12 protein-coding genes are annotated in these 14,346 nt (G+C 45.6%); 6 read left to right on the top strand and 6 right to left on the bottom strand.

From position 1 onward, the window contains the following. Positions 1-195 precede the first annotated feature (195 nt). Positions 196-1,332: an acetylornithine deacetylase gene (gene argE / locus OC193_RS14420; protein ID WP_048663008.1), complete on the bottom strand. Its 1,137-nt coding sequence runs from the start codon at positions 1,330-1,332 to the stop codon at positions 196-198. A gap of 154 nt (positions 1,333-1,486) precedes the next feature. On the opposite strand from argE, the gene argC reads away from it, so the two are divergent. From argC to argH, 4 genes are all read left to right on the top strand, one after another. Beyond that, on the top strand, positions 1,487-2,491 hold the full coding sequence (gene argC / locus OC193_RS14415; protein ID WP_048663007.1) for an N-acetyl-gamma-glutamyl-phosphate reductase: 1,005 nt from the start codon (positions 1,487-1,489) through the stop codon (positions 2,489-2,491). A gap of 12 nt (positions 2,492-2,503) precedes the next feature. Next, positions 2,504-3,292: an acetylglutamate kinase gene (argB, locus tag OC193_RS14410; protein WP_048663006.1), complete on the top strand. Its 789-nt coding sequence runs from the start codon at positions 2,504-2,506 to the stop codon at positions 3,290-3,292. A gap of 113 nt (positions 3,293-3,405) precedes the next feature. After that, positions 3,406-4,617, top strand: a complete 1,212-nt coding sequence (locus tag OC193_RS14405; RefSeq protein ID WP_017632086.1) for an argininosuccinate synthase — start codon at positions 3,406-3,408, stop codon at positions 4,615-4,617. A gap of 347 nt (positions 4,618-4,964) precedes the next feature. Beyond that, a complete protein-coding gene (gene argH, locus OC193_RS14400; RefSeq protein ID WP_048659175.1) occupies positions 4,965-6,839 on the top strand; it encodes an argininosuccinate lyase in 1,875 nt (624 codons plus the stop codon). A gap of 254 nt (positions 6,840-7,093) precedes the next feature. On the opposite strand, the gene OC193_RS14395 is transcribed toward argH, so the two are convergent. Further along, positions 7,094-7,342 (bottom strand): DUF3624 domain-containing protein, encoded by a 249-nt coding sequence (locus tag OC193_RS14395; RefSeq protein WP_048666354.1) that lies wholly within the window; start codon positions 7,340-7,342, stop codon positions 7,094-7,096. An 87-nt stretch (positions 7,343-7,429) separates the two neighbouring features. Here OC193_RS14395 and OC193_RS14390 point away from each other — a divergent pair, with 87 nt between their 5' ends. Further along, positions 7,430-7,777, top strand: coding sequence for a RidA family protein (locus tag OC193_RS14390; protein WP_004729674.1), 348 nt, complete (start codon positions 7,430-7,432; stop codon positions 7,775-7,777). A gap of 255 nt (positions 7,778-8,032) precedes the next feature. Here the strand turns inward: OC193_RS14390 and OC193_RS14385 are convergent, their stop codons facing one another. The 3 genes from OC193_RS14385 to OC193_RS14375 all read right to left on the bottom strand — a co-directional run bounded on the left by OC193_RS14385 (position 8,033) and on the right by OC193_RS14375 (position 10,740). Further along, positions 8,033-9,499, bottom strand: coding sequence for a dihydrolipoyl dehydrogenase (locus OC193_RS14385; RefSeq protein WP_048663005.1), 1,467 nt, complete (start codon positions 9,497-9,499; stop codon positions 8,033-8,035). A gap of 288 nt (positions 9,500-9,787) precedes the next feature. Then, positions 9,788-10,516 (bottom strand): glutathione peroxidase, encoded by a 729-nt coding sequence (locus tag OC193_RS14380; protein WP_048659171.1) that lies wholly within the window; start codon positions 10,514-10,516, stop codon positions 9,788-9,790. A 44-nt stretch (positions 10,517-10,560) separates the two neighbouring features. Continuing rightward, positions 10,561-10,740, bottom strand: a complete 180-nt coding sequence (locus OC193_RS14375) for a hypothetical protein (RefSeq protein WP_080967396.1) — start codon at positions 10,738-10,740, stop codon at positions 10,561-10,563. On the opposite strand from OC193_RS14375, the gene oxyR reads away from it, so the two are divergent. Next, the gene (gene oxyR, locus OC193_RS14370; protein ID WP_048663004.1) at positions 10,739-11,632 is read left to right on the top strand and encodes a DNA-binding transcriptional regulator OxyR; all 894 of its coding nucleotides are present in this window, start codon (positions 10,739-10,741) and stop codon (positions 11,630-11,632) included. The two genes, OC193_RS14375 and oxyR, sit on opposite strands and share 2 nt — an antisense overlap. Positions 11,633-11,743: 111 nt before the next feature. On the opposite strand, the gene OC193_RS14365 is transcribed toward oxyR, so the two are convergent. Then, entirely contained in the window at positions 11,744-14,305 is a 2,562-nt protein-coding gene (locus tag OC193_RS14365; RefSeq protein ID WP_048663003.1) for a penicillin-binding protein 1A, read from the bottom strand. Positions 14,306-14,346 lie beyond the last annotated feature (41 nt).

Raw genomic sequence — 14,346 nt, 5'->3', positions numbered from 1 at the left:
AAACTGCTGTATCTAGTCAAATAAAGCATTCTAAGTTTGCAATTATTAGGTTTAGAAATGCGGGAGAAGTAAATTTTTCAATACTGTGGAATAAAGTGAAATTTAATTACAAGAACAGGCTATGTCAGAGATAACAGAATAAAAGCCACCTTTTGGGGTAGCTTTTGTATAAAAATATCGAACGGGTAGCAATAACTAGAAACAATATTTACGGATCGATTTACTCAGAACATCAATTGTTGGGTCAATAAAATCGAAGCTTAAGAACTCATCCGGTTGGTGAGCCTGGTCGATTGACCCCGGACCTAGTACTAAGGTTGGACACAGCTCTTGAAGGAAAGGTGCCTCTGTACAGTAGTTCACGGTTTGCGATTCAATCTCGCACACCGATTCCATACCACCAATAAATGGATGATCGTGTTGGCACTCGTAACCCGGAATCGGCTCATGCAGCGGAGTAATCTCAATTCTGCCCGGCCATTTTGCTTCTACTTCCTTGAGTGCGCTGCGCAGCATGTTATCCAACCCATCTAAGCTGATGCCTGGTAAAGGACGAACGTCGTAATGTAGTTCACAACAGCCACAGATTCGGTTAGCGCTATCACCGCCGTGAATATGGCCAAGGTTTAGAGTCGGACTTGGAATAGCGAAACCCGGGTGGTGATACTCTTTGACTAACTTGTCACGCAGCTGCATCAAAGCAAACAGCACTTCATGCATGATTTCGATGGCGTTGACACCTAATGCAGGATCCGAAGAGTGACCTGATTTACCGGTTACTCGCACGGCATTGGCGACATGACCTTTATGACCACGTATAGGCACAAGGCTGGTTGGCTCACCAATGATGCAGTAATCCGGTTTAAATGGTGCATTCTCCGTGAAGTGACGTGCACCTAGCATGGTGGTTTCTTCATCACAGGTTGCCAATACGTAAAGTGGCTTCGCCTGTTTGCTCCAATCCATCTTCTTTGCCGCTTCATAAACGAAAGCGAAAAAGCCTTTCATATCGGCTGTGCCTAATCCATAGAAGCGATTGTTGTGTTCTGTTAGTACGTGAGGGTCGAAGTTCCAACGTCCTTCATCGAATGGCACTGTGTCGCTGTGTCCTGCGAGTAGCAAGCCACCTTCGCCTGAGCCCATCTTTGCGACCATATTATGCTTGCCGGGCTCGACCTCCACGACCTCAACGCTAAAGCCTAAGTCTTTAAACCATTGAGCCATTTTTTCGATCACTTTTTCGTTGCCATGATCCCAGCTTGGATCGGTAGAACTAATAGAGTCGGTGGAAATTAGGCCTTTGTAGACCTCAAGAAAACTCGGTAATTGCATAATATCTTCACTTCTACTATTGACAGGAAAACTATAAGTCGGTAAAACACATATTAAATCATATTTAATGCATAAGAAATCAAATAAAGTCAAAAATTAAGTATGAATAGTCAAATTTTGAAATGTAACTTACCTCAGGAATGGATGTGTTGAGATGTTGAAAACCACGATCATTGGCGCAAGCGGCTACACAGGAGCAGAACTGGCTCTAATGATAAACAGACACCCTGAGCTCACGCTATCAGGTTTATATGTCTCAGCCAATAGTGTAGACGCAGGTAAACCTATTGCGGCACTGCACGGTAAGTTAGCTGGCTTGATTGATATGCCAGTACAGCCATTAACGAATCCAGAAGAAGTAGCAAAGCAGTCTGATGTGATTTTCTTAGCTACCGCACACGAAGTAAGTCACGACCTAGCGCCAATTTTTCTAGAAAACGATTGCCAAGTCTTCGACCTATCGGGTGCATTCAGAGTTAAAGGCGAGAACTTCTACCAAGAGTTCTACGGTTTTGAACACCAACACGAACAATGGCTAGATAAAGCCGCTTACGGTTTAGCGGAATGGAATGAGCAAGCGATTAAAGAAGCTCAACTTGTTGCAGTCGCGGGTTGTTATCCAACCGCATCACAATTGGCGATTAAGCCTTTGGTTGAAGCGAAGTTACTGGATGAGAACCAATGGCCTGTGATTAACGCGACCAGCGGTGTTACTGGAGCGGGTCGTAAGGCGACTATGGTTAACAGCTTTTGCGAAGTGAGTCTGCAAGCTTATGGCGTGTTCAATCACCGTCATCAACCTGAAATGGCTGCACACTTAGGATGTGATGTGATTTTTACTCCGCATCTCGGCAACTTTAAGCGCGGTATTTTAGCGACCATCACCATGAAATTGGCTGAAGGCGTGACAGAACAACAGATACAAGATGCCTTTGAGCAAGCTTACCAAGGTAAACCTGCGGTGAGACTACTCGAAGAGACACTGCCAAGAATTCAAGATGTAGAACAGACGCCTTTCTGTGATTTAGGTTGGAAGGTTCAAGGTCAACACATCATCGTTGTTTCAGCGATTGATAACTTATTAAAGGGTGCATCTAGCCAAGCGGTGCAGTGTTTAAATTTACGTTATGGTTTTGCGCCATTAACTGCGTTAGTGTAAGGAAATCTAGATATGAGCCTTAATAATCAACCATTAATCATGAAGTTAGGTGGCGCCGCGCTATCTTGTGGTGAAACACTCAGCAAGTTATTTGGTGCTATTTCAGCTTACCAACAGCAGGCACAGCGACCTATCGTGATTGTTCACGGCGGTGGTTACCTTGTTGACGACCTAATGAGTAAGTTGAACCTCGAAACTGTTAAGAAAGAAGGGCTACGTGTTACTCCTTATGACCAGATCCCTGTGATCGCTGGTGCACTAGCGGGTACGGCGAATAAATTACTTCAAGGTCAGGCGATTAAAGACGGTATCAATGCCGTTGGTTTGAGCCTAGCTGACGGTGGTTTATGCAAAGTGAGCGAACTGAACCCTGAACTGGGCGCGGTAGGAAAAGCGGAGCCGGGCGACTCAACCGTCCTGCAAGCGATTCTTAATGCGGGCGCACTGCCAATCATTAGCTCAATTGGTCTGACTGAGCAAGGCCAACTGATGAACGTCAATGCCGACCAAGCTGCGGTTGCCGTTGCTGGCGCGCTTGATGCTGAACTGGTACTGCTTTCTGATGTAAGTGGTGTGCTGGATGGCAAAGGCCACCTCATTCCAAGCCTTAATCAACAGCAAGCTGATGACCTTATTACAGGCAAAGTGATTACCGACGGCATGATCGTTAAGGTTCAAGCCGCACTAGAAGCCGCTAACGACCTTGGACGACCAATCGAAGTTGCTACTTGGCGATACCCAGAAAAGCTAACACAACTGTTTTCAGGTAAAAGCATAGGAACACAGTTTTTACCTCAGTAGGTCTCACAACGAGTCACTACTTAAAGAATTTAGACAAATTAAATAAACATATAATTATGAAGTCATTTCCAACGCTGACCGCCATGTGCAGTATGGAAACTAGGAGAAAGAAAATGAGCAAAGTTAACGTAAAGAAAGTTGTAGTAGCCTACTCTGGCGGTCTAGACACATCAGTAATCATTCCATGGTTGAAAGAGAACTATGACTGTGAAGTGGTTGCGTTTGTTGCGGATGTTGGTCAAGGCGACGAAGAGTTGATTGGTATCGAAGAGAAAGCGAAAGCTTCGGGTGCTTCTGAGTGTTACATCGCTGACCTTAAAGAAGAGATGGTGGCAGATTACATCTACCCAACGCTAAAAACGGGCGCTTACTACGAAGGCAAATACCTACTAGGTACTTCTATGGCTCGTCCAATCATTGCGAAAGCGCAGGTTGAAGTTGCTCGTAAAGTAGGAGCAGACGCACTGTGTCACGGTTGTACTGGTAAAGGTAATGACCAAGTTCGTTTTGAAGGTGCATTCGCAGCACTAGCACCAGACCTACACGTAATTGCACCATGGCGTGAGTGGGATCTAGTGAGCCGTGAAGAGTGTCTAGATTACCTAGCAGAACGTAACATTCCTTGTACTGCTTCTCTGACTAAGATTTACTCGCGTGATGCAAACGCATGGCACATTTCAACAGAAGGTGGCGTTCTAGAAGATACATGGAACGCACCGAACGAAGATTGCTGGGCTTGGACTGTAGACCCAGAGCAGGCACCAAACGAATCTGAAACAGTGACGCTTAAAGTTGAAAAAGGCGAAGTGGTAGCGGTTGATGGTGAAACAATGACGCCATACAACGCACTGGTTTACCTAAATGAGAAGGGCGCTAAGCACGGTGTTGGTCGTATCGATATCGTAGAAAACCGTCTTGTTGGCATGAAGTCTCGTGGTTGTTATGAAACTCCGGGTGGCACAATCATGATGGAAGCACTGCGTGCAGTAGAGCAACTGGTTCTTGATAAAGCGGCATTCGAATTCCGTGAAGAGTTAGGTGTTAAAGCTTCTCACCTTGTATACGACGGTCGTTGGTTCACTCCACTATGTAAGTCAATCCTTGCCGCGACAGAAGAGCTAGCACAAGACGTGAATGGCGAAGTGGTTATCAAACTTTACAAAGGCCATGCAACGGTGACTCAGAAGCGTTCTGACAACAGCCTATACTCAGAAGAGTTTGCAACCTTTGGTGAAGATGAAGTTTACGACCAAAGCCACGCTGAAGGCTTCATCCGTCTTTACTCGCTATCAAGCCGTATTCGTGCTCTGAATAGCCAAAAGTAATCCTAATAATGAGTTAGCGCGCTAGCCTTTAGCGAAAGGTTGAAGGTCAGTAAACAGACATTATTATGCAAAGCCCATTCACTATTGATTAGTGAGTGGGCTTTTTACTTTCTATTCGCTTAATAAATCAGCTTCGGTTTTTACTATCGAATGGCATATAATTCGCGCTCCACGCTGAAAATAATCAATGGATTCAATTTGTGGTGAATAAATATGTGAAAATAATGAATTAATACTTTATTTTCATTTTGAATTGCCGTAAGTTTAAACCATCAGAAAAATACTGAATCTTAATCAGAATTATCATTTGCAAAAACAGTGAGCACTGTGCAATTAGGAGATACACAATGGCATTATGGGGCGGTAGATTTACCCAAGCAGCAGACACCCGGTTCAAAGATTTTAACGATTCTCTTCGTTTTGATTACCGATTGGCTGAGCAAGACATTGTGGGCTCAATTGCCTGGTCTAAAGCTCTACTGTCGGTCAACGTATTAACAGAAGAAGAGCAACAGAAGCTTGAGTTAGCGCTGAATGAGCTAAAACTTGAGGTGATGGAAGATCCTGAACAGATTCTACGTTCTGATGCAGAAGATATTCACAGCTGGGTTGAGCAACAACTTATCGGCAAAGTCGGTGATTTGGGCAAAAAGCTTCACACAGGCCGTTCTCGTAATGACCAAGTGGCGACCGACCTGAAACTGTGGTGTCGTCAGCAAGGTAACCAACTGCTATTGGCATTGGATCGCCTACAGAGCCAAATGGTCAACGTTGCTTCTCAGCATCAAGAAACTGTGCTTCCTGGCTACACTCACTTACAACGTGCTCAGCCGGTAACTTTTGCTCACTGGTGCTTGGCTTACGTTGAAATGCTTGAGCGTGATTATTCTCGTTTGAATGATGCGATTAAGCGTCTAGATACATGTCCGCTGGGTTCTGGTGCCCTTGCCGGAACTGCTTACCCGATGGACCGTGAAGAGTTAGCTCACAACTTAGGTTTCCGTCGTGCAACGCGCAACTCTCTAGATTCAGTCTCTGACCGTGACCATGTGATGGAGCTGATGTCGATCGCTTCTATCTCTATGCTTCACCTTTCGCGTCTTGCAGAAGATATGATTTTCTACAACTCAGGTGAATCAAACTTCATCGAGTTAGCAGATACCGTGACTTCAGGTTCATCTCTGATGCCACAAAAGAAAAACCCGGATGCGTTAGAACTTATCCGTGGCAAAACTGGCCGTGTTTACGGTTCACTAGCTGCAATGATGATGACAGTAAAAGCTCTGCCTTTGGCGTACAACAAAGACATGCAAGAAGATAAAGAAGGTCTGTTCGACGCTTTAGACACTTGGAATGATTGTATGGAAATGGCTGCGCTTTGTTTTGACGGCATTAAAGTGAACGGCGAACGTACACTGGAAGCAGCGAAGCAAGGTTATGCAAACTCTACGGAACTGGCTGATTACCTAGTAGCGAAAGGCATTCCTTTCCGTGAAGCTCACCATATTGTGGGTGTAACAGTAGTGGCGGCGATTGCTAAAGGCTGTGCTCTGGAAGAATTAACCATCGCAGAGATGAAAGAGTTCTCTGAGGTGATTGAAGAGGATGTGTATGACATCCTGACCATTGAATCGTGTCTTGAAAAACGTAGTGCGCTAGGTGGTGTATCACCACAACAAGTGGCTTACGCGGTTGACCAAGCTGAGAAACGTTTGGCGCAGCGTGACACTTCCATCGTTAAGGTTCGTCCTGCTCGTTTGACTGACATCGAAGCATTGGAAGGCATGGTGGCTTACTGGGCGAACATGGGTGAAAACCTACCTCGTTCTCGTAATGAACTGGTGCGTGATATTGGCTCGTTTGCGGTCGCAGAGCATCATGGTGAGGTGACCGGTTGTGCATCGCTCTATGTGTATGATTCTGGCTTAGCGGAAATACGTTCACTGGGCGTTGAAGCCGGTTGGCAAGGTCAAGGGCAGGGAACCGCGATTGTTCAACACTTGGTTGAGAAAGCACGCCAAATGGCCATCAAGAAGGTGTTTGTACTGACTCGTACGCCTGAGTTCTTTATGAAGCATGACTTCTTACCAACATCGAAATCTCTGCTACCTGAGAAGGTACTGAAAGATTGCGACCAGTGTCCTCGTCAACACGCGTGCGATGAAGTGGCCTTGGAAGTTAACTTGGTCGAGCAGATTATCGCTAAGGTGAATGTTGCATAAGGCATTGATTTTATAGCCCCTAAAAAAAAGATCGAAAATCTGATCTTTTTTGGGAACAAATTAAGAAAAGCCCGGTCTATTAAAGTACCACTGCTTTTTCTTAGAATTTTCTAAGAAAGCCCTAGAATCGATTGGTTCTGGGGCTTTTTTCTATCTGCTGTTTGGCAAATGATAATCGCTCGATAATTACGATAAACGCTTGATGTATTGAACCTATTATCTAATCATTATTGCCTATCCAACAAACACCTCAGCTAACGCTTTTTATTCCTCAAAGGCAGCACCACAAATTTCATTATCCAATGCAGCGATAGCAAACCACTGAATGCGAAAGCGGCCATCATCAAAGCAATGGCATTGATGCTCTTTGGGTCTTCCCTGAAAAACAACCACCATGCTCCCCAGCTCAAGATCGACAACACCATGAGCTGATTCATACAACGTTGGCAGCGACCGAGTTTATTGAAGATTTTTTCCTTTTTATTGCAATGAAGACATGTCATCTTGGGCTTGATTCGCGTTATGCTTGTTGCTCTGATAATACCACGTCACAAGATATTGGATCACGGTGACATAGAGAGAGAAAATCGATGATTGAGCGCCAAGAAACCAAGCAACGCATGAGCCGTATTGTTAAACACAACGGTACTATCTACCTATGTGGCCAAGTTTGTGCTGATGCAACTAAAGACATCACTGAACAAACACAGACCATGCTAGATAAAGTAGAAGCGCTACTTGAGCAAGCAGGCAGCGACAAAGAGCACATGCTGTCAGCAACGATTTACTTGAAAGACATGAAAGACTTCCAAGAAATGAACGCAGTATGGGATGCATGGGTTCCAGAAGGTCACGCTCCAGCTCGCGCATGTGTGACTGGCGACATGGCTCGCGAAGCACTGCTAGTTGAGATCTCTGTGATTGCAGCTGAGAAGTAATTCTCTCGCATTTAGCGATAAGTAACGGTTTTAAGAGATTCCAGATACCTCGTCCCTCGGTTCTGGAATGACGGTTTAAGTTTTGGTTTAGTGGCTTAAATAAATCAACGTCATTCCCGAAAGCGACGAGGGAACGTAGTCGGGAATCTGTTATTTGTGCGTTGCCAAAAAACAAAAAGGAAAGCCAATGGCTTTCCTTTTTAGTATCTAGTCTCTGTTAATAGACCAAACTGCTAGTTTTTCAACGGCTTGAAATTAACAACCTGGACCACAGTCTAGACAGTGTTTCACCATCTCTGGGCCTAAGTGCAGTTTCGCATTCAGGTCACGCAGCGCTGTTCGTACACCTTCTTCAATTACTGGGTGATAGAACGGCATGTCTAGCATTTCAGAAACCGTCATCTTGTTCTGGTGTGCCCATGCTAACAAGTGAGCTAAGTGTTCTGCGTTTGGTCCCATCATCTCAGCACCAAGGAAGCGGCCTGTACCTTGCTCACCGTAAACGTGCAGAATACCTTTGTTGCGTAGCATCACTCGTGAACGACCTTGGTTCTCGAACGACACTTCACCCGTTGCGAAACAACCACATGTGCCTAAGCGGGTGGTGATCTCTTTGTAGGATTCACCAACCATCGCGATTTGCGGGTCAGAGAATACCGCTGAGATTTTAGAGCGGCGTAGGCCTGCACGAATCTCAGGGAAGCGACCAGCGTTGTCTCCTGCAATGCGGGCTTGGTCTGCTGCTTCATGTAGCAGAGGTAGTTGGTTGCTTGCATCACCTGCAATGAATACTGATGGCAATGATGTTTGTAGCGTGTAGTGGTCAGCGATTGGAACACCACGCTCATCAAGTTCTAGAGAGGTATTCTCTAGGCCAAGTTTGTCGGTGTTGGGACGACGCCCCGTTGCTGCCAGTACGTACTCAACGACGTTAGTTTCTAGTTCACCTTGCTTATTGATGAACTGGATTTCGACGCGAGCCTCACCCGATTCAGTGGTAATACGCTTCATGCTTTCGATTTTCACGTCGGCATCTAGGTAGAACTCTTCATTGAAGGCTTTATCTGCGTAAGCCATGATCTCTGGGTCGGTTACTGGGCCAACTTGACCACCTAAACCGAACAGTTTGGTCTTCACACCTAAGCGATGCAGTGACTGACCAAGCTCAAGACCAATAACACCAGGGCCAAATACTGCAACCGATTCTGGTAAATCATCCCAGCTGAACACGTCATCGTTAATGATCAGACGATCACCAAGCTCATTCCAAACGGCAGGGTATGCAGGGCGAGAGCCAGTTGCGATAACAATACGTTTAGCGGTGACAACCGTGTGGTCATCAATTTGTAGTGTACTGTCGTCTAAAAATTTTGCGTAGCCAGAGATCTTGTTTTGCTCTGGGATTTCATCAACACCTTCTAAAACAAAACCAACAAAACGGTCACGTTCAAACTTCACTCGGTCCATCACTTCACGGCCGTTAATCACGATATCACCTTGTGGGTGAACGCCAAAAGCCGGAGCTTTCTCGATTTGGTGTACGCTTTCTGCAGCTGCAATAAGCAGTTTAGATGGCATACAACCAACGCGAGCACAGGTAGTACCGTAAGGGCCGCCTTCAATCATCACGACACTGTCAGTGTGTGCTTTTGCAGTGCGGTAAGAACCTAGACCTGCCGTACCGCCCCCGATAACTGCTACATCTACATTGACTTGTTTCATAATAATTTTCTCGCAATGGCTGAATTTAGTTTGAACGAACCCCTCCAACTCTGGTGATTGTTTGAGAGTCAGGATAACGGGGCAGTTTTGTGATTCTGTTTTATTAGGTTTAGCTTGTGGTTCTGCTTTTTGTTACTAACTATAGGTTAGTTCAAAGTAGGCGAGCCACAGGCTATATTCTTTTTCCAAAACTCAGATAAGAGTGTTTGGAATAGCTAACCCACAAGAGGGTGGGTTAGCTGGTATTACTGCTATTTATTTACTAAGCGTTTACTAGCGACTAAGTGATTAACCTAGGAAAGCTTCTAGTTCTTCGCTGCCACCGATGTGTTTACCACCGATGAATACTTGAGGAACAGTAGTGCGACCAGAGATTGCACGTAGGCTTACTGTTGTTGCATCTTTACCTAGAACGACTTCTTCGTAGTTTAGACCTTTGTCGATTAGGTTCTGCTTCGCTTTCATACAGAAAGGACAACCTGGCTTAGTGAATACTGTGATTGACTCTTGCTCTTTGTGCTCAGGAGCAAGGTAGTTAAGCATAGTATCAGCATCAGAAACCTTGAACGGGTCGCCTGGTACGTCTTCTTCGATGAACATTTTTTCTACCACGCCGTTTTTAACCAGCATGCTGTAGCGCCATGAACGTTTGCCGAAGCCGATGTCGTTTTTCTCAACTAGCATGCCCATGCCGTCTGTGAAATCACCGTTACCATCTGGGATGAATGTGATGTTTTCTGCTTCTTGGTCTGCTTTCCAAGCGTTCATTACGAATGTGTCGTTTACTGAAACACACAGAATGTCATCAACACCGTTTTCTTTGAATACAGAGTGTAGCTCGTTGTAACGAGGTAGGTGGCTTGAAGAACATGTTGGCGTAAACGCGCCTGGTAGGCTGAATACGATAACTGTTTTGTCTTTGAATAGCTCTTCAGTCGTTACGTTAACCCATGCATCACCTTGGCGAGTTGGGAATGTTACTTGAGGGATTGATTGACCTTCTTTAGATGCAAACATATTGATTTCCTTAAATAGTATTTTTAATTTTGTTCTATCAGAGCTTAACGTTTTTCTTCGCTCTGTTTCGTTTCGTTGAGCCCATTATTAGATAAATCCTTTGATAGCTCTAATCGTTTGATGTTATGGTTTTGATAGGTAAATTCTATCAAGAGTGTTTTTCTTTTAAATGTTTTTGTTAGAACCCTTGTTCTTATTAAAACCTGAGGTAAGAGACTGATCATGAACATTCGTGACTTTGAATACTTGGTGGCGCTCGCAGAGCATAAACACTTCCGAAAAGCGGCAGAAGCGTGCTTTGTCAGTCAGCCGACACTAAGCGGTCAAATACGCAAGCTGGAAGATGAAATTGGACTTCAGTTAACCGAGCGTAGTCCAAGGAAGGTGATATTTACAGAATCAGGGTTACAACTTGTTGAACAAGCCAAGCGTATTCTCAATGAAGTGAAAACTTTTAAAGATATGGCGAGTGGCCACGGTGAGGCGATGACGGGGCCAATGCACATTGGTTTTATTCCAACCGTGGGTCCTTACATCTTGCCTAAGATTGTTCCTCATCTTAAAGAGAGCTTCCCAGATCTTGAGCTTTACTTGCATGAAGCTCAGACCCATCAGCTAGTGAGTCAGCTTGAAGATGGCAAGCTCGATTGCTTGGTATTGGCTGCAGTTGATGAAACCGCGGTGTTCAAAGAGATTGATGTGTATGACGAGCCATTAAGTGTTGCCGTTCCATGTGACCATGAGTGGGCTCAGCAAGACACGGTCGATATGCTGCAGCTAAATGGACAGACCGTACTGGCGCTAGGTGACGGCCACTGTTTAAGAGACCAAGCCTTGGGTTTCTGTTTTGCTGCGGGCGCCAAAGATGATGAGCGCTTTAAGGCGACTAGCTTAGAAACGCTGCGTAACATGGTTGCGGCGGGGGCGGGTATTACCTTGCTTCCTCAGCTATCGGTGCCGAAAGAGAAGCAGAAAGATGGTGTGTGTTACGTACCTGCGGTGAATCCAACGCCTTCACGTAGAATTGTCGTGGCTTACCGTCCGGGTTCTCCATTGAAGGGACGTTTCGAGCAATTGGCTGAGACTATCCGAACTCAACTGGCGAAAACAGCTTAACACTCGATCTCAGAGCCCAAGCTGGTAAGGTATAGATATAAAAAAAGGGTTGATGTGAATTCATATCAACCCTTTTTGTTGGTTCAACTTACTAGGTTCAACAAACCCTAGCTAGAACAGCTCTTCTACTGCTTCACCTGATGAGGTTGAGTAGATGTCGTCATTGAAACGTTCTGTGATGTACTCGGTTGGCTCAGTGCCTTTCTCGAAGTACTCGAACATTGATGAGCTATCGAACTTATTAGTCAATAAGCCAGTTTCACGGTCGATACGAACACGAACGATGTTCTCCGGAATCTCTTTACGTTCAGCAGGAACACCCGCTAACGCAGTACCCATGAAATCAACCCATGCAGGTTCTGCTGTTTTCGCGCCAGCTTCTGCACCCGTAATTTGGTTCTTACCAAGGTTTGAGTTCGCTTTGGTTCTGCCTAGGTTGCGGTTGTGGTTATCAAAACCAACCCATACCGTTGCAACCATGCCAGGGCCGTAGCCGCTGTACCAAGTATCTTTCGAGTCATTGGTGGTACCCGTTTTGCCGCCAATGTCACGACGTTTCAGTGGTTGTGCACGCCAACCTGTACCGTTCCAACCTGTACCTGCACTCCAATCACCGCCGCCCCAGATGTTGCTGTACATCATTTCACGAACTAGGAATGCGTTCTGCTCAGAGATAACTTGAGGTGCGTATTGAACTTTCGCATCCACGTCTTGCTCTGCAAACTCATCCGCCATTGGATCGGCTGTGATGGTCTGTTTGCAATCTTCTTTACAGACGACTTTTGGTGTCGCTTCAAACTCAGTCTCGCCAAATGGAGTCTCAACGCGGCTGATGTAGAAAGGTTCAACGTAGTAACCACCGTTAGCGAATACCGAGTAACCTTGCGCTACTTTCATTGGCGTTAAGCTACCAGCACCTAGCGCAATGGTTTCAGAGCGCGGTACTTCGTCAATATCAAAACCAAATCGAGTAAGGTAGTTACGAGTATCATCCAGGCCTACTTCGCGTAGTACACGTACCGCCATTACGTTTTTAGACTGAGCTAAGCCAATACGTAGACGAGTTGGACCCACATAAGTCGGTGGCGAGTTCTTTGGTCGCCATGCCGTACCTTGGCTCTTATCCCATTGGTTAATCGGGGCATCATTGATCAGTGAGGCTAGCGTTAAGCCTTTCTCAATCGCTGCTGAGTAGATAAATGGTTTGATACCAGAACCCACCTGACGAATAGATTGCGTTGCACGGTTGAACTTGTTGTGAACAAAGTTAAAGCCACCCACCATCGACAATACCGCGCCGTTGTTCGGGTTCATTGCAACAAATGCGGTGTTCGCATTAGGTACTTGGCTAAGTCGCCATACAACTGGTGTTTCTGATTCTGCAGTCGCTGACTCTTCTGTCGGCTCTTCAGAGACTTCATCGCCTGTAACGGCTTCATGGCGAACCCAGATTTGTTCACCAACAGCTAGAATCTCTTTTGCTTGAGAAGGCGCTGGTCCTTGGCGGTTATCCGTTAGGAATTTACGCGCCCAGTTCATACCTTGCCATTCGATTGTGCCTTCACCTTGGTTCTTAACCCAAATTTGCGCACTTTTCGAATCAACTGCGGTAACAACAGCAGGGACTAGGTCACCATAGGTTGGTTGAGACTTAAGGTGTTTAACGATTTGTTCTTGATCCCACGCTGATTGCGCAGTCTGCCACAATACTTTTTCAGCACCACGGTAGCCATGACGCTCATCGTAGCCAAGTAGGTTCTTAATTGCGGCTTGGTTCGCTGCTTTTTGCAGTTTCGAATCAACAGTCGTGTAGACCTTCATGCCTGATGTATAAGCTTCTTCACCGTAGCGTTCCACCATCCAAGCACGTGCAACTTCTGCAACATACGGCGCGCTCAGTTCGATCTCTGCACCGTGGTATTTCGAGATAAGTTTTTCGCTACGAGCGTCATCGAACTCTGCTTGAGTGATGTATTGCTCGTCTAACATACGACGCAATACGACGTTACGACGGTTAGTCGCGCGCTCAACAGAGTAAATAGGATTCATTGTCGAAGGTGCTTTTGGCATACCCGCAAGTGTCGCAATTTCACTCAGCGTTAGATCAGGAAGATCCTTACCGAAGTAAACACGTGCTGCAGCGCCAAAACCATACGAACGGTGACCAAGGAAGATCTTGTTTACGTAAAGCTCCATGATCTCTTCTTTACTAAGCAGTTGCTCAATGTGGATCGCAATGAAGATCTCTTTGATCTTACGCATAATCTTTTTCTCATTAGATAAGAAGAAGTTACGCGCAAGCTGCTGAGTAATGGTACTCGCCCCTTGTTTTGCTGAACCCGACATAGCAACCACGAGTGCTGCACGTGTGATACCGATTGGGTCAATACCAGGGTGCTCATAGAAACGGCTATCTTCGGTGGCAATCAGAGCCTCAACTAAGTGGCGAGGAATCTCGTCATAAGTCACCGGGTTACGACGCTTTTCGCCAAATTGAGAGATCAACTTACCGTCTTGACTGAAGACTTGCATCGGCGTTTGGAGTTCTACGTCGCGCAAAGTGGCAACATCAGGCAACTCTGGTTTTACGTAATAATAAAACCCGAAAATTGTACTGACTCCAAGAATCATGCAAATCAATGTAAATATGAATAATCGCTTTATGAACTTCACCGGATAATCCCTGATTAGTTAAGGCTGATAAGCAGCAAACC

Origin of the sequence: Vibrio crassostreae (genome assembly GCF_024347415.1) — a bacterium.
Taxonomy (GTDB): domain Bacteria; phylum Pseudomonadota; class Gammaproteobacteria; order Enterobacterales; family Vibrionaceae; genus Vibrio; species Vibrio crassostreae.
This window is presented reverse-complemented; position numbering and strand designations above follow the sequence as displayed.

Excerpts from the sequence above, each read along its gene's own strand:
- argE (WP_048663008.1), bottom strand. The coding sequence starts at position 1,332 with ATGCAATTACCGAGTTTTCTTGAGGTCTACAAAGGCCTAATTTCCACC.
- argC (WP_048663007.1), top strand. The coding sequence starts at position 1,487 with ATGTTGAAAACCACGATCATTGGCGCAAGCGGCTACACAGGAGCAGAA.
- argB (WP_048663006.1), top strand. The coding sequence starts at position 2,504 with ATGAGCCTTAATAATCAACCATTAATCATGAAGTTAGGTGGCGCCGCG.
- OC193_RS14405 (WP_017632086.1), top strand. The coding sequence starts at position 3,406 with ATGAGCAAAGTTAACGTAAAGAAAGTTGTAGTAGCCTACTCTGGCGGT.
- argH (WP_048659175.1), top strand. The coding sequence starts at position 4,965 with ATGGCATTATGGGGCGGTAGATTTACCCAAGCAGCAGACACCCGGTTC.
- OC193_RS14395 (WP_048666354.1), bottom strand. The coding sequence starts at position 7,342 with ATGACATGTCTTCATTGCAATAAAAAGGAAAAAATCTTCAATAAACTC.
- OC193_RS14390 (WP_004729674.1), top strand. The coding sequence starts at position 7,430 with ATGATTGAGCGCCAAGAAACCAAGCAACGCATGAGCCGTATTGTTAAA.
- OC193_RS14385 (WP_048663005.1), bottom strand. The coding sequence starts at position 9,499 with ATGAAACAAGTCAATGTAGATGTAGCAGTTATCGGGGGCGGTACGGCA.
- OC193_RS14380 (WP_048659171.1), bottom strand. The coding sequence starts at position 10,516 with ATGTTTGCATCTAAAGAAGGTCAATCAATCCCTCAAGTAACATTCCCA.
- oxyR (WP_048663004.1), top strand. The coding sequence starts at position 10,739 with ATGAACATTCGTGACTTTGAATACTTGGTGGCGCTCGCAGAGCATAAA.
- OC193_RS14375 (WP_080967396.1), bottom strand. The coding sequence starts at position 10,740 with ATGATCAGTCTCTTACCTCAGGTTTTAATAAGAACAAGGGTTCTAACA.